Consider the following 21,192-nt stretch of genomic DNA (forward strand, 5'->3'; position numbering starts at 1 on the left):
CTGATCACCGCCGAGCAGCGCGGTCGCACCATCTGCTACCGGGCCGAGTTCGAGGCGATGAGCGCGCTGGTGGCCTACCTGACCGAAAACTGCTGTGCCGACGAACAAGCCTGCGAACGTCCTGCTGGCTGCTGACCTCCCCCTCTTAGAGATCGCTCAAATGACCCGTCGTGTTCTGTTCCTGTGTACTGGCAACTCCGCCCGCAGCGTGCTTGCAGAATCGACCCTTAAAAAATGGGGCGAAGGCCGCTATCTCTCCTTCAGTGCGGGCAGCCAGCCGGCCGGTCGCGTCAATCCCTTTGCCATTGCCCAGTTGGAGCGCGAAGGCTTTCCGGTCGAGGACATGCGCAGCAAGTCCTGGGACGAATTTGCCGAAGCCGAAGCCGATGCCGCTGCCATGGACCTGATCGGCACCGTGTGTGACAGCGCGGCCGCCGAGGCGTGCCCGGTGGTGTTTGGTGACTTCGTACGCGTGCATTGGGGCCTGTTCGACCCGGCCGGCGTGGAAGGTTCGGATACGCAGAAGGCAGAAGCCTTCGACCGCGCCCATCAGACCATCAAGCGACGCCTGCAGGCCTTCCTCGACATTCCTGAGATCGCCTGGGACGACCGCGCGGCATTGAAGGCCCGCCTAGACCGTATCGCCCAGATCGACTAACCGCTTTTCCGAGACCTGCCATGACTACTAGTTCCCCCCGCCTGTCCTTCCTGGACCGGTACCTTACGCTCTGGATTTTCCTGGCGATGGCCCTCGGCATCGGCTTGGGCGCGATGTTCGAAGGCGTCCCCAGCGCGCTCCAAGGCCTGTCGATTGGATCGACCAACATCCCGATCGCCATTGGCCTGATCCTGATGATGTATCCGCCGCTGGCCAAGGTGAAGTACGAAGAGCTGCCCAAGGTGTTCGCCGACAAGCGCGTGCTGATGCTCTCGCTGGTGCAGAACTGGATCATCGGTCCGTTCCTGATGTTCGGCTTGGCGGTGCTGTTCCTGCGCGACTACCCCGAATATATGACCGGCCTGATCCTGATCGGCCTGGCACGCTGCATAGCCATGGTGCTGGTCTGGAACCAGCTCGCCCGTGGCGATGGGCAGTATGTGGCGGGCTTGGTGGCCTTCAACTCGATCTTCCAGATCGCGCTGTTCAGTGTCTATGCCTGGTTCTTCCTGTCGTGGCTGCCGCCGGTGTTCGGGCTGCAGGGCAGCGTGATCGACGTCAGCTTCTGGACCATTGCCGAGGCGGTGCTGATTTATCTGGGCATCCCCTTCCTCGCAGGGTTCCTCACCAGCCGCTGGCTCAAGGCGCGCAAGGGCCTGCGTTGGTATGAAGATCAGTTCCTGCCGGCGATCAGTCCGATCACGCTGGCGGCGCTGCTCTTCACGATCGTTGCCATGTTCAGCCTGAAGGGGGGCGATGTGCTGCGCATCCCGATGGACGCAGTGCGCATCGCGATCCCGCTGACACTCTATTTCATCATTCAGTTCGTGCTGAGCTTCTTCATGGGCAAGTTCATTGCCAAGGACTATCCGCGCACGACCGCGATCGCGTTCACTGCTGCTGGCAACAATTTCGAGCTGGCCATCGCCGTCGCCATCGCCGCCTTTGGTCTGGCCTCGCCCGTCGCCTTCGCTGCGGTCATCGGTCCGCTGGTGGAGGTGCCGGTGCTGATCCTGTTGGTCCATGTCGCCCTGCGGCTGGGCAAGCGCTACTTTCCTGCCGACGCACGGAGCCATTGAGCCATGAGTACGACCCGACACGTCCCGCTGTTGATCCTCGGTTCCGGCTCGGCCGGCTGGACCGCCGCCGTCTACGCCGCCCGCGCCAACCTCAAGCCGGTGGTCATCACCGGCCTGCAGCAGGGTGGCCAGCTGATGACCACCACCGAAGTGGACAACTGGCCGGGCGATGCGCATGGCCTGATGGGTCCAGACCTGATGGCGCGCATGCAGGCCCATGCCGAGCGCTTCGAGACCGAGGTGATCTTCGACCACATCCACACCGCCGACCTGGCCCAGCGTCCGTTCAGGCTGATCGGCGACAGCGCCGAGTACACCTGCGACGCGCTGATCATCGCCACCGGCGCCACCGCCAAGTACCTGGGCATTCCAACCGAAGAGGAATTCAAGGGCCGCGGCGTCTCCGCCTGCGCCACCTGCGACGGCTTCTTCTACCGTGACCAGGACGTGGTCGTGGTGGGCGGCGGCAACACCGCCGTGGAAGAGGCCCTGTACCTGTCCAACATCGCTCGCAAGGTCTACCTGGTCCACCGCCGCGACACCCTCAAGGCGGAGAAGATCATGCAGGACAAGCTGTTTGCCAAGGTGGCCGCCGGCAAGATCGAGACCGTGTGGCACCACCACGTGGACGAAGTGCTGGGCAACGAGGCCGGCGTCACCGGCGTGCGCGTCAAGTCCACCCTGGACGGCAGCACCTGCGACATCGAGGCGCACGGCTTCTTCGTGGCCATCGGCCACCACCCCAACGCCAGCCTGTTCGACGGCCAGCTGACCATGAACAACGGCTACCTGGACATCCGTTCGGGCCTGGGCGGCAACGCCACCCAGACGTCGGTGGAAGGCGTGTTCGCCGCCGGCGACGTGGCCGACCAGCACTACCGCCAGGCGATCACCTCGGCCGGTTTCGGCTGCATGGCCGCGCTGGATGCCGAGCGTTACCTGGATGCGCTCAATATCTCTGATCAACAGCAGCATAGGAGCGCCGCCTGACTGTTGCGCAGGCAGAAGGGAGCGTAGATGGACAGCATCGATGTGGTGGTGATCGGGGGTGGCCAGTCCGGCTTGGCAGCCGGCTACTTCCTGCGCCGGAGCGGGCTGTCCTATGTGATTCTTGATGCGGAGGCAGCTCCCGGCGGTGCCTGGCAGCATGCGTGGGAGTCGTTGCACTTGTTCTCGCCCGCAGGCTGGAGCTCGATTCCCGGCTGGCCGATGCCGGTCAGCCGCGCGCCCTACCCCGCCAAGACGGAAGTGATCGACTACCTGGCCCGCTACGAAGACAAGTACGAGCTGCCGGTGTTGCGCCCCGTGTGGGTGCAGCGCATCAGCCGCTCAGGCGATCAATTGCTGGTAGAGGCAGATGACGGCCGGCAGTGGCACGCGCGTGCGGTAATCAGCGCCACCGGTACCTGGCGTCATCCTTACAGACCTGCGTTCGACGGGTTGAACACATTTGCTGGTATGCAGCTGCACTCGGCCTACTATCGCACCCCCGAACCCTTTGCCGGACTGCGCGTGGCCATCATCGGAGGCGGCAACTCCGGCGCGCAGATTCTGGCCGAGGTATCCAAGGTCGCCCAAGCCATTTGGGTCACCCAGCAGGAGCCGGCGTTCCTGGGTGACGATGTCGATGGGTGCGTGCTGTTCGAACGCGCCACAGAGAAATGGAGAGCGCAGCAGGAAGGCCGCGAGCCGAATTTGCCGCAGGGCGGCTTCGGCGACATCGTCATGGTGCCGCCGGTGGTGGACGCGCGTCAACGCGGCGTGCTTGCCTCCATAAGGCCGCCGGCCCGTTTCACCCCCACAGGTATGCAATGGCCAGATGGCAGCGAGCGCCCCATTGATGCCGTGATCTGGTGCACCGGCTTCCGGCCGGCGTTGTCATACTTGGAAGGGCTGGACTTGGTCAACGCGCATGGTCAGATCGACGTGGACGACTCCAAGGTTCGCTCTGTCGCAGAGCCATCGGTCTGGCTGTTGGGCTACGGCGACTGGAACGGCACCGCATCAGCCACGCTGATCGGCGTCACCCGCTACGCGCGCGAAGCTGTTAGGCAGATCAGCGACTACCTCCGATCCTCAGCTTCGTCCACACTCGGTGACTGAACCGCGCCGCCGTCGGCCAGCCCCCGGACTTGTGACTGCAAGGTCATGCGGTCTAAAGCTTCAGGTTTTAGTGCAAGCAACAATGCCAGGCGATGCTGAAGCTGATGGAGTGCAGTCAGGAAAGCCTTGTGGACCTGTTCGGCGCTACCGTGCATGGCTGCCGGGTCAGGGATGCCCCAGTGGGCCGTGACGGGGTGTCCAGGCCACACAGGACATGCTTCGCCCGCTGCGCGATCGCAAACTGTCACGATCAAATCCATGTGTGGTGCATCGGCGCCTGCAAAGGCCTCCCAAGGCTTACTGGAAAGATTGGCAGCCTCAAATCCAATCTCCTCCAGCACCTGCAGGGCTATGGGGTGGACTTCGCCTTTGGGATGACTTCCGGCGCTAAAAGCACGTAGGCGCTCGCGGCCAAGATGGTTAGCAAGAGCCTCGGCAAGAATGCTGCGCGCTGAGTTACCTGTGCAGAGGAACAGAACATTGAGCTTGCGCATGCCATCAAAACCATTTATCTGGAATAGTCGAAGTATTTCCCAGAGATGTGTCTGTTCAATGACGATCCAGGTTCTGCGATGGGCTGGCCCTGCTCTATGTTGATCCTGAAAGTGCAGGAAGCGGCGCGTCCATACTTGCAATGGGGCACAGGCCTTCCCCTACTCACGGCCCGCACGCCGTGCCGAATAAGCGCCGATTGCCCTTTCGAGCAGTTCGTTCGCAAATTCCTCATCTGGTCGGGGTTTCAATCGCTCGGAGATGGCTGCTCTCAATGGATCCATCCATTCGGCGTCACGCCGCCGTAATGAAACGTGTCGAGACACCCAGCTTCCTGCAGAACCGGAACCTGGCTCTTCAGGCTCTGCCGTTGGCTCTAAGAGATCTGACATCTGGGCCCGCTCGCACGAGTTGTGGCTAGCCTACGGCCGAATGCAGGTCCCAGCAAACGCGACCGCAGTCCCCGCTGTGGCCCTGCCAACCTAAAGCCCGGCAGCAGCCAAGAGCTCGGACGGCTTGATCCCTAGCCCATTTGCGAGCCGGACCAGGGTCCCTATAGTGATGTTCTTCTCGCCTCGCTCAATTGCACTGTAGTAGGCGCGATGCATTGAAATTGCGTCGGCGAAGCGCTCTTGGCTCGAGCCGGTGGCTAGGCGGCTTGTTCGAATGGCTGCCCCAAGTTGGAGCGCTAGATTCTCTTCCTGCATGGGCACAGGATTGGCGTTGAGCTACTTCTATAGCTACCACCCTAAAGGTAGACTACTTATAGGTATCAGCTGACAAAGCCATGGCGCTGCTTCTAATTGATCCCGATTACGACCTCCTGCTTGACCTAGGCGCCCCAGTTGGTGTGCTTGAGTCCGTACAAGAGCAGTGGCTGCGGCTGGCCCATGACCCGGAACGTGAAGAGTTTGCAGCTCGGATTGCGGCTCGCCTTTTGCCAGTTCTATCAGACTGCCTCGACTGGGACCTGAAGCCACCCACTTCCGCACAAGTAAGCTATGCCGTGTCGCTTGCGAGGAAGTTAAACCTGGAGATACCGGCCAAGGTTCTCCAGCGCCGCAGCGACATGGGCGCTTTTTTGGACGCTAACGCAAATCTGATCCTAGGTTCGAAGCGTACGCGCGGTCGCCTTAAACCCCCGAAATCCGCATAAAATTGGTATCGCACGCACTCTCGTCCAGAGGAGAAACGAACTCAAATGAGACTCAATGCTCACGCTGATTAGACACGCGCAAAGCACCGCAAATGCTGGCTTTGCAACGCATGATCCTGCGACCATTCCTCTGACGCCGGCGGGGCATTTGCACGCGAAACAATTGGCGCGATCAGCGTTCCCCTCTCCAGTAGGGGCAGTCTGGAGCTCACCTTACTTGCGGGCAGTCCAAACGGCGACCCCTACTGCAGAGCGGTACGGACTGACTGTCCAGGAGCTCCCCATCCAAGAGTTCACCTATCTTTGCCCGGCTCGCTGTGCGGGGACGACTGCAGGCGAGCGGATGCAGTGGGTCGAAGACTACTGGAGCCGCAGCGATCCGAACTACATAGATGGGCCCGGTGCGGAGTCATTCTCAATGCTCGTCAGGCGTACGCGTGACGCTCTTTGTCTGCTTGAAGCCGGAAGGAGTGCCGGGCATACCCTCGCCTTCAGTCACGGTCAGTTCCTGCAGATGATCTTTTGGCTGCATGTGTACAAGGGCGCCCCTGTTTCGAAAACTGGAATGCGAGGTTTTCGCGCTTTAGACCTGCGGACACCGATCCGCCACTGCGAGGGGCTCAGCGTGCACCCGACTTCACCCACTCTCGCTGCTACCGTTTTGCGATGGCCATGAAGGAGCGACGCCCGTACCGTCGGCAAGGACTCATTACGTTAAGGGTCAAACCTGCCTAAGCGTCCGAAACGCAAGGATGAGTGTGCCGTCTCGGTTGCAGATCCCCCCAGACCTATTTCACGAAGTCGTTATATTCCATCACACCAGTCCACGTACTCCATCAACGCCTTCCGGTCGCAGCTTTGGAATTGGGCCAGCAGGCAAAGACGCGACGCAGCGAGTGGCTGCTGGGAACCGAGCGGCGGCAACCTGGCACTGCTCAGCAACACGCGCAGCAGACGCACCAAGCTGTTGGGAAGGAGGTCTTACGCGCTAGTCGGACCACACTAGTTGAGCGGTCCAGTTCGGTCACTGGCGCGTGGTGGCCTCCACCGAGGTCGGCTGGCGCAGAGTCGACAGGATCGTGCACTCCGCCCGCTGACCACCATGGCAACTAGCAATCACCCGTTCCAACTCGCTGGCCATGCGCTGCAGATCGGCCATGCGGGCGCGCACGTCGGCCAGATGGCTGCGGGCCAGCCGATCCACGTCCCCGCACGAAAGCTCCTCATCGCCGGCCAACTGCAGCAGGCTGCGGACCTCTTCCAGGCTGAAGCCCAGATCCCGGCCACGCGCAATGAAGCGCAGCCGCTCGATGTCGGCCGGTCCATAGACCCGGTAGCCATTGCCCGAGCGCCCCGGGCGCGGCAGCAAGCCGATCCGCTCGTAGTAGCGGATGGTCTCCAGATGGCACCCGCTGGCGTCGGCAGCTTCACTGATTTTCATTCGTAGTACGCTTGACTCCGTAGTAGCTACGGACTTTACCCTCACCGGCTGTGTCATACCAGCGGCCCGCCCGGGCCCGGCTTCCCTGCGAATGGAGATGTTCCGATGAGTGATTGCGGCTGCCACCACGAGGCCAAGAATGCGCAGGAGCGGCGCGTCCTCTGGATCGCCCTAGCGTTGAACGCGGCGATGGCCGTGATCGGCGGCATCGCCGGCTGGGTTGCCCATTCCACCGGTCTGCTGGCCGACGCCCTGGACATGCTGTCCGACGCCACCGCTTATGCCATCGGCCTGGTCGCCATCGGGCGCACGGCCCGCTTCAAGGCGAACGCAGCCTGGGTCAGCGGCAGCGTGCTGCTGGTGCTGGGCGTGGGTGTGCTGCTGGAGGTCGGCCGTCGCGTGATGTACGGCGCCGAGCCGGTTAGTGGCTGGATGATCGGCACCGCCCTGCTGTCGCTGGTGGTCAATATGACCGTCCTGCGCATGCTGGCGCCGCTCAAATCCGGTGAAGTGCACCTGCGGGCGACCTGGCTGTTCACCCGCGCCGATGTGGTCGCCAATGTTGGCGTGATTCTGGCCGGCCTGCTGGTGTGGTGGCTGGCCAGCCCGTACCCAGATTTCGTGATCGGCGCCCTGATCGGCCTGTATGTGATCAAGGAGTCCTTCGAGATCTTGGGTGATGCCCGCCGGGCACGTGCCGACGCGAGCAAGACGGCTGCATGACCAGGCTTGGCCGGCTGGGTTCTGGCCTGCGCTGGCTCTTGCTGGCGCACTTGGCCGTGGGTCTGGTGGCGCAGCCGGTGCTGGCACTGGTCGGCGAGCTACATGTTCAAACCCATCTGGCCACTGCCGACCGCGGCCCGGCAGTGTCGCCGCCAGCTGCCGAGCGTGGCGTAGACGTCGCCCTGCACCGGCTTCAGCAGCTGGTGCTGTGTTGCGGCCAAGCCGTGCCGGCCCCTGAGATGCTGCTGGCCGTGGCGGACATCGGTCGGTACTTGCACGAGGTGGACGCCGATACGCCCCGGTATCCGCCCGCGCACCTGATCGCGCCATTCCGACCGCCGATCGCAGGGTGAGGTCGGCCGGCATGCGCCGGCGCCCTGTCGATATCGAGAACCTTCGGAGTACTTCCATGCATGTGCGATTGGCGGCTATAGCCGCATGGCTGCTGTTGGGCGGCGCGGTGACGACGCCGGCGGCGGCGGCCGAATTGATGACTTTGGACGACGCGTTCGCGCGTGTGGCCCAAACCCACCCCGAGCTGCGCCTGGTGGATGCGCGAGCCACCGTGCTCGCTGCCGAGCGCGATCAGGCCATGCAGCGCCCACCGTGGACGGTCGGTGCCGAGGTCGAAAATGCATTGGGCACGGGCGTGGCCCGTGGTCTGGACAGCGCCGAGCTGACCTTGAGCCTGAGCTCAGTCCTGGAGCGCGGCGGCAAGCTCGATGCGCGCCGAACCCTTGCCCAAAGCCGGATTGATGCGCTGGCCGTGCAGCGGGAGACCGGTCGGCTGGACCTGCTCGCCGAGACGGCGCAGCGCTATCTGGCCGTCGTTGGCGCCGACCGTCAGCGCCGGCTGGCCGACGTGGATGTCGGCCAGCGGCAGCGGACCGTGGCGGCCGCCCGGCAGCGCCTGCAGGCCGGTGCTTCGCCCGAATCGGTGGTACTCACCGCGCAGGCAGCGCTGGCGCGGGCCGAGCTGACCCGTGATCGGGCCGATCAGCAGCGAATCGCCGCTCGTCAGCATCTGGCCGCACTGTGGGGCGAACGTGCTCCCAGCTTCGAGGTGGCCGCGGCCGATCCCATGGTCTTGCCGGCGATCGCGTCCATGCAGACGTTGGCCGAGGAGCTGGAGCGGACTCCGGAACTGGCGCAGTTTGCCGACGCCCGTCGGATCGCGCAGGCACGACTGCAGTTGGCGCGTTCGGCGGCCTCGCCGGACCTGGCCTGGCAGCTCGGTGTGCGCCGCCTGCAGGAGTCCGACGACACCGCGTTGGTGGCCAGCCTGTCCATGCCGCTGGGCAGCCGCAGCCGCGCACAGCCGGAGATTCGCGCCGGCGAAGCCGAGCTGGAGGTCCTGACGATCGAGCGCGAGGCCAAGGGCCTGTCGCTGTACTCCACGCTGGTCGAGGCCCATGGCCGCTACACCGTGGCGCAGGCCGAGGTGGCGCGGCTGCAAGGAGACGTACTGCCGAAGTTGGCCCGGGCCGAGCAGGCTGCCGAGCGCGCCTATCGCGCCGGCGCGATCAGCTATCTGGAATGGGCACAGTTGCAATCCGAACGCACGGCCATGGCCCAGCAGCAGCTTGACGTCGCCTTGGATGCGCAGCGCGCCCTGATCGAAATTCAACGACTGACCGGCCAGGCGCTTGTCACGCCGCCGGCGGCCGCTTCCATTGGAGAGACCCCATGAATCGCATTTCCTGGACCGCACTGGGCATGGCCCTGATGCTGGCCGCCTGCAACGCGTCGACCCCCAACGAAGCCTCTGAGGGCGGCGCCGCCGCTGAGGGCGAAGAGCACGGCGAGCACGAGGAAGCGCCGCTGGAAACCAAGATCGCGGCCAAAGCTGCGCAGGCGGCAGGTATCCAGGTCGCGCCGGCAGGACCGGGTGAGATCGCTGATGAGCATGAGGTCCAAGGTCTGCTGGCCCCGATTGACGGGCGCATCGCGCAGGTCACTGCACGCTTCCCCGGGCCGGTCCGCTCCGTGCGAGCGGGCGTGGGTGATCAGGTGCATGCCGGCCAGGCACTGGCCACCGTGGAGAGCAACCTGAGCCTGACTACCTACACCGTCACCGCGCCGATCACTGGCGTGGTCATGGCGCGTACGGCCGCTGTGGGCATGGCAGCCGCTGAGGGCGCGCCGCTGTTCGAGGTCGCCGATCTGTCCACGCTGTGGGTGGACCTGCACATCTTCGGCGCCGACGTCCAACACATCGGTGCCGGCGTACCGGTGACGGTCACCCGCTTGAGCGATGGCGTCATGGCGCAAACCACCTTGGAGCGCGTCCTGCCCGGCACTGCCACCGCCAGCCAAAGCACCATCGCGCGCGCCACCGTGGCCAACACCGATGGCCTGTGGCGGCCGGGTTCGGCGGTGAAGGCGCGGGTCACCGTGGCTCGCCAATCGGCGGCGCTGGTGGTACCGATCACTGCGCTGCAGACCGCAGAAGACCAGGACGTGGTCTACGTGCAGCAGGGCGAGACCTACCACACCCGGCCGGTCAAGCTGGGGCGCCGCGACGCCGAACGCGCCGAAGTGCTGGAAGGCCTCAAGGCCGGTGAACAGGTGGTGGTGGCGCAGAGCTTCCTGATCAAGGCCGACATCGAAAAGTCCACCGTGGAAGAGGAATGAGGCCCGCCATGCTCGAACGCCTCATTGGGCTGTCCATTCGCCATCGCTGGCTGACGCTGGTGCTCACCGCTGCGCTGGTTGCGTTGGGCGTGTGGAGCTACCGTCACCTATCCATCGACGCCACACCGGACATTACCAACGTCCAGGTCCAGATCAACACCCAGGCCCCGGGCTACTCGCCGCTGGAGGCCGAACAACGGGTGACCTTCGCCATCGAAACGGCCATGGCCGGCCTGCCCAAGTTGGACTATAGCCGCTCGCTGTCGCGCTACGGGCTGTCCCAGGTCACCGTCGTGTTCAAGGACGGCACCGACCTGTACTTTGCCCGCCAGCAGGTCGCCGAACGGCTACAGCAGATCGCCTCCCAGCTGCCCGAAGGATTGGATCCGGAGATGGGCCCCATCTCCACCGGGCTGGGCGAGATCTTCATGTACACCGTGGAGGCCGAGCCCGATGCTCGCAAGCCCGACGGCACACCCTACACGGCCACGGACCTGCGCACCCTGCAGGACTGGGTGATCCGGCCGCAGCTGCGCACCACGCCCGGCGTCACCGAGGTCAACACCATCGGCGGCTTCGAGCGGCAGATCCACATCACCCCCGATCCGGCCCAGCTGGTGGCGCTGGGCTTCACGTTGAACGACGTGGTCGCGGCGGTCATGCGCAACAACCAGAACATCGGCGCCGGCTACATCGAGCGCAATGGACAGCAGTTCCTGGTGCGCATCCCCGGCCAGCTGGCCAATCTGGAGGCGATCGGCAACATCGTGCTGGACCGGCGCGATGGCGTGCCGATTCGGGTGCGCGACGTCGCTAGCGTGGGCGAAGGCAAGGAGCTGCGCACGGGCGCGGCCACCCAGAATGGCCACGAGGTCGTGGTCGGTACCGCCTTCATGTTGTTCGGCGCCAACAGCCGGGAAGTCTCCCAGGCGGCCGCGGCCAAGCTGGACGCCGCCAACGCCAGCTTGCCCCCGGGCGTGCATGCCAAGGCCGTCTATGACCGCACCGCGCTGGTGGACCGCACCATCGGCACGGTATCCAAGAACCTGATCGAGGGCGCACTGCTGGTGGTGGTGGTGCTGTTCCTGCTGTTGGGCAATGTGCGCGCCTCGTTGATCACCGCGGCGGTGATCCCGTTGGCGATGCTGTTCACCATCATCGGTATGGTGCGTGGCGGCGTGTCGGGCAACCTGATGAGCCTGGGCGCGCTGGACTTCGGCCTGATCGTGGACGGGGCGGTGATCATCATCGAGAACTGTCTGCGCCGGTTCGGGGAGGCGCAGCACGCGCTGGGCCGCCAGCTCAACGATGAAGAGCGCTATGACCTGACCGCCTCGGCCACCGCCGAGGTGATCCGACCCAGCCTGTTTGGCCTGGGCATCATCGCGGCGGTCTACCTGCCGATCTTCGCGCTGTCCGGGGTGGAAGGAAAAATGTTCCACCCGATGGCGATCACGGTGGTGCTGGCCCTGACCGGTGCCATGGTGTTGTCGCTGACCTTCGTGCCGGCAGCGATCGCCACCTTCCTGCGCGGCCGCGTGGCTGAGCACGACAACCGCCTGATGCGCTGGTCGCGCGCCCGCTACACCCCGCTGTTGAATTGGGCGCTGCGGCGCCGTGTCGTGGTGCTGGCAGGCGCGGCCGTGCTGGTGGTGGGCTGTGGCGTGCTGGCCACCCGCTTGGGCTCGGAGTTCGTGCCGAGCCTGGATGAGGGCGACATCACCTTGCAGCCCATGCGTATTCCCGGCACCAGCCTGGAGCAGTCGGTGGCCATGCAGGAAACGCTGGAGAAGCGTTTGGCCCAGTTCCCGGAAGTGGCCAACATCTTCTCCAAAATCGGCACCGCCGAGGTGGCCACCGACCCGATGCCGCCGTCGATGGCCGACACCTTCCTGATGCTCAAGCCCCGCGACCAGTGGCCCGACCCGCGCAAGCCCAAGGCCGAGTTGGTGGAAGAGCTGGAGGCGGCTGCCAAGGAAATTCCGGGCAGCAATTACGAGTTCACCCAGCCCATCCAGATGCGCACCAACGAGCTAATCTCCGGCGTCCGCTCGGACGTGGCGGTCAAGGTTTACGGTGACAACCTCGACCAGCTGACCCGTCTGGCCAGCCGGGTCGAGCGGGTCATGCGCAGCGTCCCCGGCGCCGAGGACGTCAAGGCCGAGCAGGTCTCCGGCCTGCCATTGCTCACCATCACGCCAGATCCGGCGGCATTGGCACGGTATGGCCTGAATCCGGGCGACGTGCAGGAAACGGTGGCCACCGCCATTGGGGGCAGTGTCGCCGGCCAGCTGATCGAGGGCGACCGCCGCTTCGACTTGGTCGTGCGCCTGCCCGAATCGCAGCGCCAAGACCCGGCTGTGCTGGCAGATCTGCCCATTCCACTGCCGGAAAGCGCCAGCGTGGACGAGTCCAGCCGCCTGGCCACCGGCGCCAATGGTGGCCCTCGTACGGTGCCGCTGCGGGAAGTGGCGAAGATCCAGGTGGAACGCGGGCCCAATCAGATCAATCGCGAAAACGGTAAGCGGCGCGTGGTGGTCACCGCCAACGTACGCGAGCGCGATCTGGGTGGGTTCGTCGGCGAGCTGCGCACGCGCATCGGCCAGGATGTCACGCTTCCTGAGGGCTACTGGATCGACTACGGCGGCACATTCGAGCAGCTGATCTCGGCCACCCAACGCCTGGGGGTGGTCGTTCCGGTGACGCTGGCGTTGATCTTCGCCCTGCTGTTCATGGCCTTCGGCTCGGCCAAGGATGCTGCCATCGTGTTCAGTGGCGTACCACTGGCGCTGACGGGCGGAGTGCTTGCTCTGGCTCTGCGCGGGATTCCGCTGTCGATCTCTGCCGGCGTGGGCTTCATCGCGCTGTCGGGCGTGGCTGTGCTCAACGGGCTGGTCATGATTGCCTTCATCCGCCGCCTGCGCGAACAGGGCGATCCGCTGGACGACGCTGTGCGGGACGGCGCCCTTGGCCGCCTGCGGCCGGTGCTGATGACCGCCCTGGTGGCCTCGCTCGGGTTCCTGCCCATGGCCTTGAATGTCGGTGCCGGCTCGGAGGTGCAGCGGCCGCTGGCCACCGTCGTCATCGGCGGCATCGTGTCATCCACCGCATTGACCTTGCTGGTGCTGCCGGTGCTTTATCGTTGGCTGCATCGCGACCGAGCTCCCCGCGCCGGTGGCACTGCCATGGAGTCGTCGACACCATGAACGAGATCAATCTGGAACAGGTCCGTGCGGCGATGTTTACCGACCCCGGTGTGAAGGCGGTGGACGATCTACGTCTGGTCCCCGGCAAAGAACCTGGCCGCGCGATCGCGGCCACCATCACTGTCGCTGCGCCCTCGGTCGACCTGGACCTGGTGCATGCCGTGACCGCGCGGGTGCTGGCCGACCAGTTCGGCATCGATCAGGTCATACTGTGCTTCAACGACCCGGGCCCGGTGCCGCCGCCCCCCACCGCGGCACCCTTGAAGAAGATGTGATCCCTGCCCGTGGTTCTATGCGTCTGCGCTAGCAGGCGCATAGACCTGATGACCCGGCAGCGCACATGCGCCGGCATACACAAAGGCCACGCTTTGCCGCGCCCGAGTGAAGGCCACGTAGTACTTCGGTGGCGCGGTGATACGCGCCGCATCGGCCGTGCGCAGGTACTGCGTCAATGGCCCGTTCGGAAAAATGAGGACTCGACTGTAGGTGCGGCCCTTGCACTGCCCAAAGTTCACGGCCGGTAGTCCGTCGCACTCCTGGCGCCGGTCATGCCGGAGCACGGTGGGGGCAAACTCCTGCATGTACGCCGCAACGTCGCCGGGAGCGACGAGGTAGACGCCATCGTGCCCGGTGACCTCGCCATTGCCAGATTGGGTCCGGGGCATCTGCGGATAGAGCGTGTCAGCCATATCGCACAGGGTCTGGACGCAGCGCAGACTGATGAGGCGGTGATCCAGCTGGCATAAGCCGTCCGACTCCCAGATCTGAAACAGCGCTGCCAGATTCGGCCCACGGTATTGACTGTGCCTTTGCGCATAGTTGGTGGCGTACGTTGCCTGGCGCGTATCACCCACCAACGTGATGGCGATATCGCTCTTCAACAGCCGCTCGACCAGATCCAGATCAAAGCCGGCCAGGTCCTGAACTTCGTCGATGTAGAGCTCGTCGTACATGGCCGCCAGGCGTGCGATGACCTGGCCTTGGGTCAGCTCATCGCAGCGCACAGCAAAGTCGGCCGCCCGGTCCGAATACACCCGGTTGCCTGCCAGATAGTGGCGCGCCACCTGGGTGCGTGGGGCGCGGTTGTTGGTGACACCGTCTACGAACAGGATGGTCTCGATGCGAGGCTCAGGACACAGTGCCGCCTGGTACGGGCGGATGCACTGGTGCAGCAGGAAGCCATACCAGCTGTGTAAGGTGACATGGGCGGGCACCGCGCCGGCGTGGACCTCAAACGAGCGCCGGATCTCTTCAAGGTTTTCCAGCGTGTAGGTGACAATCGCAATGCGACGCCCAGGCCGCTCCAAGGCCTGCCGCACCAGCAACGTGGTCTTGCCCGAGCCGGCCGCCGAGAGCAGTACCCGGTTAGGTGATGGCACGCTGGACATAGTCGGGGAACCTGATCGAGTGCGGGCTGTTGAAGATCGCCAGGGCCGTATCGGTCTTATGGCCCTTCATGTACTTGAGCAGCGCCACCTCATCAGCAAACGTCTTGCCCAGCACGGTATTGAGTTCGGCCAGCGAGTTGGCTTTGGTCAGCTGCTCTTCCAGCGATGGGGCGCTTTCGTCGGAATCGTAATAGATCGCGTTGATGTGCTCGGCATAGCGCTCCTGCACAACGGCGATATCACCGTCGTTGTCGGTGATCACCTTGGCCTGGATTTTCAGCCGATCTGCAATCTGCAAGAAGCGCTTGAATGCCAGCGACTTGACCGAAATGATGTCTACGCCGCGAGCCATTGGCGCCACGCCGTGATGGTCGCTGTAGGCACGCTGCACGATCAGCTCATCAGACGGACCCTCCACCAAGATCGCCTGCTTGGCCAGGATCAGCCGCAGCGTGTCGTGGCCTGGCAGCTTCATGAAATAGTCGTGGGTATCGCTGGGCAGCTGGTCCAGCTTCATCTGGCCTTGCGCGCTGAACAGGATCACGTTGTCCACGCCCAGCTTGTTCAACACGAAGCTGTTGTGGGTGGCGATAATCACCTGCTGGGCGGTGGAGAGTGCCGCAATCTTGTCGATCAGCTGGTTCATGCTGGAATATGACAGATGGTTCTCAGGCTCCTCGATCAGCAGCACGTGGGCCGCACCCGCCGCGTGCATCGCCAGCTTCATCTTCACCGCGCTTTGCTCGCCCTTGCCGGCCTGGGTGAACGGGAGCTCATCTAGGTACGGTGACAAGCTAGTTTCCCACGTTGAGCGCGGCGATGTGTCCACACCCACCGTCAGCGCCCGGTGGCTGATGTCCCCGGTGTGCTCGGTCAAGTAGGCATTGATGGCCGCCACGTCCGCTTCTTCTGAAAAGCTCTGCCGCATGCGGCGGAAGCTCAGCGACAGCGAGACGCGCTGCGCAGGCGTCAGTGCCTGCTCGATGATGCCGGCGATGTAGCGATCAGCACCAGACAAGGTCTTGATGCCGTGCGTGTCGATGATCGTGGAGTCGAACGGAATACTGCGGGCGGTGACGCCATTGTTGGCGAAGGAATACCAGCGCACCGTGTAGTACTCCACCGGCAGGCTGACCGCGCCCTGGTGCTGCTGCAGGTAGGCGTTGAACTCTTCGCGGTAGTCGTCGTTGAGCTCGACCAGCAGCCGGATGCCGGCAGTATCCAGTCGCAGCGAATTGTTGGTGCCGCGCAGCGACGCCAGCGCGGCGTCTGCGCCCAGGTAGGCTTCGATGGAGATCCGTGGCGGCGAGGCCGGCGTGCCTGCAGCAAGGGTCGCCAAATATTCCTGCACCGTGGGCTGGTGGAACAGGTAGGGCGTGAGCTCGTAGGCGAGATTGCGCCCATGCAGTTGCCCGGTGACCACCGCGTGGATGGCCTCCAGCAGGGTGGACTTACCAACCTCGTTGTCCCCCACCACCAGGTTCATGTGGGCGTTGAGGGGCAGGTCCAGATGGCGAAACGACTTGAAGTTGTCGATGACGATACGTTCAATCGGCATGCACAGTCCTTTGCGGCCAGATGTTCGGCGACGAACCCGCACGTCGAAGTGGCCGGCTCGTTGTTCAGAGCGATACTATCTGATCTCTGAACCGCGTGTGTCGCCCCTGTGCAGGGGGCTTTTATCACCGCAATTCGTGCAACACCCCCTAGGCACTGTTGCGTTCAGGTGTTGCGCGCTAAACCACCGACCGCGCAACACTACGGCGATCAAGTGCGTCGCAACGGCAAAAGATCCCGAGGCCGCCGAAAATTCATTGAATACGGTGGTTTAGCGACGCAACAAATGGGTGTTTATACCAAGATTGCGCAATGCCCAAACTAATAGTTCAGATCCAGACGCACAGAACTGCTGTAAACACCAGCAGCTTTGTAGCGAACCGACGTGGACAACACACTTCGGAATTCAATCGTGACCAGCAAAGGCGTGGAGCCTACCTCTATGGACACTTCATCAATCAACGGCTCTCCGGATAGCGCCGCCGACAATGGGATTTCATGGTTGCTCGCCGTCCGCAGAACCATTTGGCTTGGATCAATTTGCAATGTGGCGGCGGTGGGTTCGTCGCACTCGATGACGTATTGCACGTTCACGCCTCCGTCCAGATCCAAGACCGCAAAGTCTTGGTTGGGGGTGATTGAACAGTCCGCCCAGGCGGTGCCTGAGAACAAAAGCAACGCGATGAGAAGCGCTTTCATAAAACCTCCTTGCATTCCAAAATTGGTTTGTCCAGTTCGCCCGACTGCGGGATGGTGATGGCGCATTGACTGCCATTCTTCTCAATAGTGAGAACGTCCCCAACCAATGGAGCTTCAAGAACCAACGCCCCACGCATCCCAACGACGGCTTCCTTGCCAAGCACATTGGCCATGTCGATCGGAAACCCGTTGCGCACAACCACGTACTCACGTGTGGTGTTGCTCAGTACGTCGAACTGCAGCTTTATCCCGCCACCACGCGGCGCCACGGCTTTTTTGCTTAGGCTGTCCAATTGCACGCCAAACGGCAGACTCAGAGCGTCCACCGTCACTGTTTGATCGAACAGTGCGGAGACATTGGGGACCACGGCCACGCCCAAAGCGTTGGTGGTGACACTCTTGCCCGTGAGTTGAACGCGTGTGTTGGGCATGTTGGGAACGCGGATGAGCGCGTACGAACCAAAGGGACGTGACGTTGGGAGTACACCGCCCTCCCCGATCCACAACCCGCCATTTGCACCAAACACGGTATTGGTTGTGCTGTTTTGCAGCAGCAAAGTGGACATGGGCAGATCCAAACGCCCCGCCACATAGTGATTGCCGGCGCTTGCGCTTGCGTTCCACGTCAATCGGCGGCTTTTCAGCGTGGTGGAGCCATTTGCTTGGCCAAACCACTCGCCATCGTTGAGGTTGACGCTGGCCGAGCTGGAACCAAATTGGTAGCGGAAACCAACGTTCAAAATGGTGTCGCGCAGCGATAGATCATGCTGAGCGAAGACAGACAGTTCGGCACGAGAGTTCAATTGCCAGCGCGACTGTGCTGTAAGCAATTGAGTCGAACGATTGGAATAGCGCACGTCGCTGTAGTTGAGCGCGGCACTGAAATTATTTTGGCGGTAGGCAACGCCCAAGGTGGTTTGAGACACAAGAGCAAATCGCGACCGCTCGCGATTGAAATTCCAGTAATCGTCGGTGACATGGGTGTGCGAAGCTGACCACGACAAGCCGTTGGTTCGCCGCTCGTATCCAACCGTGGCGGCCATGCCATCCCCACTTGTTGCGATATCAAACGTTGCAGCGCCCCAGCGTCCGAAGCTCCACAGATTGCCCCACATAGCCGACTGCCCCATCGCCGTGCCCTGGAACGCAGCCGTTGTGGTCCAGCGATCGGACATGCCGCGTGCGTACACCGCGTTCCACGCCAGGTCTGCGTAGTCGTTGCCCAACCCTCCGTTGCGCATCAAACCGGCCGAGACTTCCCAATCGCTGCGCCCTTTGGCAAGCGCTTTGGGCGTGCTGTAGAACTGCCGTGTTGTCCAGTATTCGCGGCCCAATTCGTCGCGAACAACCATGGAGACAGTGCTTAACCCGATTGGTGCATTGAGGCTTGCGAACTGATACGGCCCAGGCTGGAACTGCTGCTGGGACGCGCGAACGCTGTTGACAAAGACCTCGGCTGTGGAGCGTGTGTCGGCCACCCCGTTGAATGTGGGCACAGGATAAAATGCGTCGTTGCTCAACGATCGATCGGTGCCCACGCGAACACCCAGCAAGTTGCGCGAGCCCAGCAACGCACCGTTGGGCGTGGCGTTGATGACATCGCCGATCTGCACGCGAGTCTGAGAGGAATACAGATCTTTGCTCCACGTCGTCAATGAGCGCTCATGGACAATCCCACGGCTTTCGTCGTTGAGTTGGCCGGCTCCATAGAACGCGCCCCCCAGGACGTTGGATTTAATGTCGTACCAAAACGACTGTGTGAAGCCGTACGACTCACTGTCCTGCGCGCGGTAGTCGTAGCCCAGCATCACCCCTTTGGGCGAAGGACCAACGTCCGTTCGCATGCGGGAAACAGGGTTGTAGTTGCGCGCAGGCAAATACGTTGCGGGCACAAGGATGTTGTAACTTTGATTGGCTGGATCGTACTGAACATCCGCGTTCAAATCGGACGGCGACACCACGTCACGCTCGGCCAAAGATGCGGGCAACCGAATTCCCCACTGCGCCCAACGATCTTTGGCAATCATCAACTGCCCGTCGTCGCGAACGTGCAGTTCTTCAACATCGCTTTTGAGCGACCCATTGATTGATACAGCGGCGATGGTTGCGTCTGAGGCCCAAGAGATTTGTGCAAAGCAGACAGCCATCGCCAAGGCGATGACCGATTTTTTCATTTGATGTCCTGTCGTTGTCCGTTGACTTCAACCGACACCACGCCGTGCGGGAAATCCGCAAGCGCAAACGAACGGGTTTCACCCGGAAGTACATAACCCAACAATCCTGTGCGGGTTGCTGTTCCCGATGTCGGGGACACCAATCGTGCCGAGGCGTCACCTGTGTTGGTCACTTCAAAGCGATCACCAATCCATCGACCTGTGAGATTGGCTTTTGCGGATGGCGAACGCCAGATCCATGCTAAATCTTGTTTGACCAACTTTATTAAACCAACCTCCCCAGATTTGGGAAGCTCGGCCACGCTCACGCGGAAGAACTCTTCGCGTCCAACCTGTTCGGACTTGATGTAACGAATGGATTGGGTAGCTCCCTTTTTCACCGTGACCATCGACGGTGCAAAACGAATTTTTTCCGAAGGCCCTCTGCGGGACACACCGTTTTCAACGATCAGTTCGTCAACAGTGATCTGATACGAGCGATCAGGACCATCATTGGTAATCGTCAAAACCCCGCTTATCTCCCCTGCGGTGTTGACTTTGAAAACCGGACCAACTGATGCGGCCGAAGACACCAATGGAACAAGCGCTAAAGATGCAGCCAAAACAATGCCTTTAATCATTAAAACCCCCTGTTAATTTACCAATAATTTTAGCTAAACATAAGACCCAATATTGTCAATACCTTTTATTTAGATCCATCGGTTGCGCGCAACCTTCCATAGTCCAAAGTGACTTTGAACGGCCCAGTGTTGGCGTAACACTGCTGGCGGTCACACCACAACGGCATCTCTTGGGGGTCGAACTGCTCGGTGTTGCGTTCGACGGAAAGTGCTATAGGCAGGATACCCACACCATCGCAGAACGCGCTGTCGCAAACCGGCTGCTCGTATGTGTCACAGCGCAAGAACTCGGCAGCCGAGCCTGAGACGAACGCACAGGTTTGCTTGATCGTAAAGGCCGCGCCCAGGTCGGAGTTTTGAGACTGTGCGCCAAGGGCCAACAGTGGGACTGCGGTCAAACCAAAGAATAGATTTTTCATATGTGTCTCCTTTACGAGTTGATTAGTGTTCGTGGTCCAAGGGGCTGGTCCGCCCCAGGAGAACGTTGAAGAACATCGCCAAGCGGCTTTGCTTCGGCGCTGTTGGCGGGGCCGCAGAGGGGCTGGGGGGCATGGATATGAGGTCGTTGCAAGGCTCCAGCTCGCTCCAATCGATCTTTGCTAGATCGTCTTGAGTTGGAGCGTTCGCAAGGTTTCCCTCCATTTTTTCCTTCTCTGGAACGTTCAAACCTGCAAAGGATTTGAGGTGTCCGTAGTGCGCGGCAACGTCAATTGATGTGTACCCCTCCTTGTCTTTGATCGTCGGCGTGCCCCCCACAGCCACCAGCCGTTCGACAAGCTCTTTGTCGTCGTACAAGGCACAGCACCAATGCAAGACGGTCATGCCTCGGGCATCCGACCCGGCTAAGTTGCATTTGTGAATCAAACACAGATCAATGATTTCTTTGCCCCGTGCCAGTGCGTCAATTTGATCTTGTGAGTCCACCTCGGGACGATCCCCTACGATCGAAATGAACATGTCGAACACCGCCGCCAGCACGGCATTGGAAAACGAGCTTGGCCCCATTCGCACCTCGTTGGCGTCGGCCGATGCAATAGGAACGTGCCCTGCCAAACCCAGCCACTTCACTGCATGCATGTTGTCCAGTGGCAGAAGGTCCGTGAGCAGTGCGGCGCTTTTGTCCAAAGCAGTGCACGTGTCGTGTGGAGCCACCTCGTTGGCCGGCACTGAATCGCCCAGGATTTCGTAGACACCTCGCAGCCATAAACTATGGCTTAGGCGGAGGTGGTTATGAGCACGAAGCGTTATACGGATGAGTTCAA

Annotated in this window: 22 protein-coding genes; 12 read left to right on the plus strand and 10 right to left on the minus strand. The window is 62.2% G+C overall.

Annotation, left to right across the window (positions count from 1 at the left end; translation table 11 throughout):
- The first annotated feature begins 160 nt into the window (after window positions 1-160).
- Genes ACIGII_RS18730 through ACIGII_RS18745 form a run of 4 tightly spaced genes read left to right on the plus strand, consistent with a single transcriptional unit; the run spans window position 161 to window position 3,840 of the window.
- Window positions 161-658: an arsenate reductase ArsC gene (locus ACIGII_RS18730; protein ID WP_313218379.1), complete on the plus strand. Its 498-nt coding sequence runs from the start codon at window positions 161-163 to the stop codon at window positions 656-658.
- A 20-nt stretch (window positions 659-678) separates the two neighbouring features.
- Window positions 679-1,737: an ACR3 family arsenite efflux transporter gene (gene arsB / locus ACIGII_RS18735; protein WP_313218381.1), complete on the plus strand. Its 1,059-nt coding sequence runs from the start codon at window positions 679-681 to the stop codon at window positions 1,735-1,737.
- A 3-nt stretch (window positions 1,738-1,740) separates the two neighbouring features.
- Window positions 1,741-2,727 (plus strand): thioredoxin-disulfide reductase, encoded by a 987-nt coding sequence (gene trxB, locus ACIGII_RS18740; RefSeq protein WP_313218383.1) that lies wholly within the window; start codon window positions 1,741-1,743, stop codon window positions 2,725-2,727.
- A 27-nt stretch (window positions 2,728-2,754) separates the two neighbouring features.
- On the plus strand, window positions 2,755-3,840 hold the full coding sequence (locus ACIGII_RS18745) for an ArsO family NAD(P)H-dependent flavin-containing monooxygenase (protein WP_313218385.1): 1,086 nt from the start codon (window positions 2,755-2,757) through the stop codon (window positions 3,838-3,840).
- Here ACIGII_RS18745 and ACIGII_RS18750 read toward each other — a convergent pair.
- Window positions 3,801-4,334, minus strand: a complete 534-nt coding sequence (locus ACIGII_RS18750) for an arsenate reductase ArsC (RefSeq protein ID WP_313218387.1) — start codon at window positions 4,332-4,334, stop codon at window positions 3,801-3,803. The genes ACIGII_RS18745 and ACIGII_RS18750 overlap by 40 nt on opposite strands.
- A 480-nt stretch (window positions 4,335-4,814) precedes the next feature.
- Complete coding sequence (locus ACIGII_RS18755; RefSeq protein WP_313218389.1) at window positions 4,815-5,039, minus strand: helix-turn-helix transcriptional regulator; 225 nt, start codon at window positions 5,037-5,039, stop codon at window positions 4,815-4,817.
- A gap of 80 nt (window positions 5,040-5,119) precedes the next feature.
- On the opposite strand from ACIGII_RS18755, the gene ACIGII_RS18760 reads away from it, so the two are divergent.
- Both ACIGII_RS18760 and ACIGII_RS18765 read left to right on the plus strand, forming a co-directional pair.
- Complete coding sequence (locus ACIGII_RS18760; protein ID WP_301868542.1) at window positions 5,120-5,488, plus strand: hypothetical protein; 369 nt, start codon at window positions 5,120-5,122, stop codon at window positions 5,486-5,488.
- 55 nt (window positions 5,489-5,543) lie between these two features.
- Complete coding sequence (locus ACIGII_RS18765; protein WP_399641110.1) at window positions 5,544-6,164, plus strand: histidine phosphatase family protein; 621 nt, start codon at window positions 5,544-5,546, stop codon at window positions 6,162-6,164.
- A 348-nt stretch (window positions 6,165-6,512) separates the two neighbouring features.
- On the opposite strand, the gene ACIGII_RS18770 is transcribed toward ACIGII_RS18765, so the two are convergent.
- Window positions 6,513-6,929: a helix-turn-helix domain-containing protein gene (locus ACIGII_RS18770; RefSeq protein ID WP_301868541.1), complete on the minus strand. Its 417-nt coding sequence runs from the start codon at window positions 6,927-6,929 to the stop codon at window positions 6,513-6,515.
- Window positions 6,930-7,034: 105 nt separating this feature from the next.
- Here ACIGII_RS18770 and ACIGII_RS18775 point away from each other — a divergent pair, with 105 nt between their 5' ends.
- The 6 genes from ACIGII_RS18775 to ACIGII_RS18800 are packed head-to-tail and all read left to right on the plus strand — an operon-like array spanning window position 7,035 to window position 13,767.
- The gene (locus ACIGII_RS18775) at window positions 7,035-7,652 is read left to right on the plus strand and encodes a cation transporter (RefSeq protein ID WP_301868540.1); all 618 of its coding nucleotides are present in this window, start codon (window positions 7,035-7,037) and stop codon (window positions 7,650-7,652) included.
- Window positions 7,649-8,005: a hypothetical protein gene (locus tag ACIGII_RS18780; protein WP_301868539.1), complete on the plus strand. Its 357-nt coding sequence runs from the start codon at window positions 7,649-7,651 to the stop codon at window positions 8,003-8,005. The genes ACIGII_RS18775 and ACIGII_RS18780 overlap by 4 nt, the downstream gene beginning before the upstream one ends.
- 56 nt (window positions 8,006-8,061) lie before the next feature.
- The gene (locus tag ACIGII_RS18785) at window positions 8,062-9,342 is read left to right on the plus strand and encodes a TolC family protein (protein ID WP_313219196.1); all 1,281 of its coding nucleotides are present in this window, start codon (window positions 8,062-8,064) and stop codon (window positions 9,340-9,342) included.
- Window positions 9,339-10,286, plus strand: a complete 948-nt coding sequence (locus tag ACIGII_RS18790; protein WP_313218391.1) for an efflux RND transporter periplasmic adaptor subunit — start codon at window positions 9,339-9,341, stop codon at window positions 10,284-10,286. Before ACIGII_RS18785 ends, ACIGII_RS18790 begins: the two co-directional genes overlap by 4 nt.
- A gap of 8 nt (window positions 10,287-10,294) precedes the next feature.
- Window positions 10,295-13,492 carry a CusA/CzcA family heavy metal efflux RND transporter gene (locus ACIGII_RS18795; protein ID WP_313218392.1) on the plus strand — a complete coding sequence of 1,066 codons (3,198 nt, stop codon included), beginning with the start codon at window positions 10,295-10,297 and terminating at the stop codon, window positions 13,490-13,492.
- The gene (locus ACIGII_RS18800; RefSeq protein WP_313218394.1) at window positions 13,489-13,767 is read left to right on the plus strand and encodes a hypothetical protein; all 279 of its coding nucleotides are present in this window, start codon (window positions 13,489-13,491) and stop codon (window positions 13,765-13,767) included. The genes ACIGII_RS18795 and ACIGII_RS18800 overlap by 4 nt, the downstream gene beginning before the upstream one ends.
- Window positions 13,768-13,782: 15 nt before the next feature.
- Here the strand turns inward: ACIGII_RS18800 and ACIGII_RS18805 are convergent, their stop codons facing one another.
- From ACIGII_RS18805 to ACIGII_RS18835, 7 genes are all read right to left on the minus strand, one after another.
- Window positions 13,783-14,880, minus strand: coding sequence for a UvrD-helicase domain-containing protein (locus ACIGII_RS18805; protein WP_313218396.1), 1,098 nt, complete (start codon window positions 14,878-14,880; stop codon window positions 13,783-13,785).
- The gene (locus ACIGII_RS18810) at window positions 14,858-16,438 is read right to left on the minus strand and encodes an AAA family ATPase (RefSeq protein ID WP_313219198.1); all 1,581 of its coding nucleotides are present in this window, start codon (window positions 16,436-16,438) and stop codon (window positions 14,858-14,860) included. Before ACIGII_RS18810 ends, ACIGII_RS18805 begins: the two co-directional genes overlap by 23 nt.
- 320 nt (window positions 16,439-16,758) lie before the next feature.
- The gene (locus ACIGII_RS18815) at window positions 16,759-17,136 is read right to left on the minus strand and encodes a hypothetical protein (RefSeq protein WP_399641104.1); all 378 of its coding nucleotides are present in this window, start codon (window positions 17,134-17,136) and stop codon (window positions 16,759-16,761) included.
- Window positions 17,133-19,310 (minus strand): fimbria/pilus outer membrane usher protein, encoded by a 2,178-nt coding sequence (locus ACIGII_RS18820; protein WP_399641101.1) that lies wholly within the window; start codon window positions 19,308-19,310, stop codon window positions 17,133-17,135. The genes ACIGII_RS18815 and ACIGII_RS18820 overlap by 4 nt, the downstream gene beginning before the upstream one ends.
- Entirely contained in the window at window positions 19,307-19,930 is a 624-nt protein-coding gene (locus tag ACIGII_RS18825; protein WP_399641098.1) for a molecular chaperone, read from the minus strand. Before ACIGII_RS18825 ends, ACIGII_RS18820 begins: the two co-directional genes overlap by 4 nt.
- A 65-nt stretch (window positions 19,931-19,995) precedes the next feature.
- Entirely contained in the window at window positions 19,996-20,349 is a 354-nt protein-coding gene (locus ACIGII_RS18830) for a hypothetical protein (protein WP_399641095.1), read from the minus strand.
- 22 nt (window positions 20,350-20,371) lie between these two features.
- The coding region (locus ACIGII_RS18835; RefSeq protein ID WP_399641092.1) for a hypothetical protein at window positions 20,372-21,192 on the minus strand (821 nt) is incomplete at its 5' end.

The sequence above is a fragment of the Stenotrophomonas sp. NPDC077420 genome (genome assembly GCF_044543385.1).
Taxonomy (GTDB): domain Bacteria; phylum Pseudomonadota; class Gammaproteobacteria; order Xanthomonadales; family Xanthomonadaceae; genus Stenotrophomonas.

What these genes read in the sequence shown, in the direction of transcription:
- ACIGII_RS18755 (WP_313218389.1), bottom strand. Translation starts at nt 5,039, where the DNA reads ATGCAGGAAGAGAATCTAGCGCTCCAACTTGGGGCAGCCATTCGAACA.
- trxB (WP_313218383.1), top strand. Translation starts at nt 1,741, where the DNA reads ATGAGTACGACCCGACACGTCCCGCTGTTGATCCTCGGTTCCGGCTCG.
- ACIGII_RS18810 (WP_313219198.1), bottom strand. Translation starts at nt 16,438, where the DNA reads ATGCCGATTGAACGTATCGTCATCGACAACTTCAAGTCGTTTCGCCAT.
- ACIGII_RS18825 (WP_399641098.1), bottom strand. Translation starts at nt 19,930, where the DNA reads ATGATTAAAGGCATTGTTTTGGCTGCATCTTTAGCGCTTGTTCCATTG.
- ACIGII_RS18775 (WP_301868540.1), top strand. Translation starts at nt 7,035, where the DNA reads ATGAGTGATTGCGGCTGCCACCACGAGGCCAAGAATGCGCAGGAGCGG.
- ACIGII_RS18830 (WP_399641095.1), bottom strand. Translation starts at nt 20,349, where the DNA reads ATGAAAAATCTATTCTTTGGTTTGACCGCAGTCCCACTGTTGGCCCTT.
- ACIGII_RS18795 (WP_313218392.1), top strand. Translation starts at nt 10,295, where the DNA reads ATGCTCGAACGCCTCATTGGGCTGTCCATTCGCCATCGCTGGCTGACG.
- ACIGII_RS18800 (WP_313218394.1), top strand. Translation starts at nt 13,489, where the DNA reads ATGAACGAGATCAATCTGGAACAGGTCCGTGCGGCGATGTTTACCGAC.
- ACIGII_RS18780 (WP_301868539.1), top strand. Translation starts at nt 7,649, where the DNA reads ATGACCAGGCTTGGCCGGCTGGGTTCTGGCCTGCGCTGGCTCTTGCTG.
- ACIGII_RS18760 (WP_301868542.1), top strand. Translation starts at nt 5,120, where the DNA reads ATGGCGCTGCTTCTAATTGATCCCGATTACGACCTCCTGCTTGACCTA.
- arsB (WP_313218381.1), top strand. Translation starts at nt 679, where the DNA reads ATGACTACTAGTTCCCCCCGCCTGTCCTTCCTGGACCGGTACCTTACG.
- ACIGII_RS18815 (WP_399641104.1), bottom strand. Translation starts at nt 17,136, where the DNA reads ATGAAAGCGCTTCTCATCGCGTTGCTTTTGTTCTCAGGCACCGCCTGG.
- ACIGII_RS18820 (WP_399641101.1), bottom strand. Translation starts at nt 19,310, where the DNA reads ATGAAAAAATCGGTCATCGCCTTGGCGATGGCTGTCTGCTTTGCACAA.
- ACIGII_RS18790 (WP_313218391.1), top strand. Translation starts at nt 9,339, where the DNA reads ATGAATCGCATTTCCTGGACCGCACTGGGCATGGCCCTGATGCTGGCC.
- ACIGII_RS18745 (WP_313218385.1), top strand. Translation starts at nt 2,755, where the DNA reads ATGGACAGCATCGATGTGGTGGTGATCGGGGGTGGCCAGTCCGGCTTG.
- ACIGII_RS18765 (WP_399641110.1), top strand. Translation starts at nt 5,544, where the DNA reads ATGCTCACGCTGATTAGACACGCGCAAAGCACCGCAAATGCTGGCTTT.
- ACIGII_RS18785 (WP_313219196.1), top strand. Translation starts at nt 8,062, where the DNA reads ATGCATGTGCGATTGGCGGCTATAGCCGCATGGCTGCTGTTGGGCGGC.
- ACIGII_RS18730 (WP_313218379.1), top strand. Translation starts at nt 161, where the DNA reads ATGACCCGTCGTGTTCTGTTCCTGTGTACTGGCAACTCCGCCCGCAGC.
- ACIGII_RS18750 (WP_313218387.1), bottom strand. Translation starts at nt 4,334, where the DNA reads ATGCGCAAGCTCAATGTTCTGTTCCTCTGCACAGGTAACTCAGCGCGC.
- ACIGII_RS18770 (WP_301868541.1), bottom strand. Translation starts at nt 6,929, where the DNA reads ATGAAAATCAGTGAAGCTGCCGACGCCAGCGGGTGCCATCTGGAGACC.
- ACIGII_RS18805 (WP_313218396.1), bottom strand. Translation starts at nt 14,880, where the DNA reads ATGTCCAGCGTGCCATCACCTAACCGGGTACTGCTCTCGGCGGCCGGC.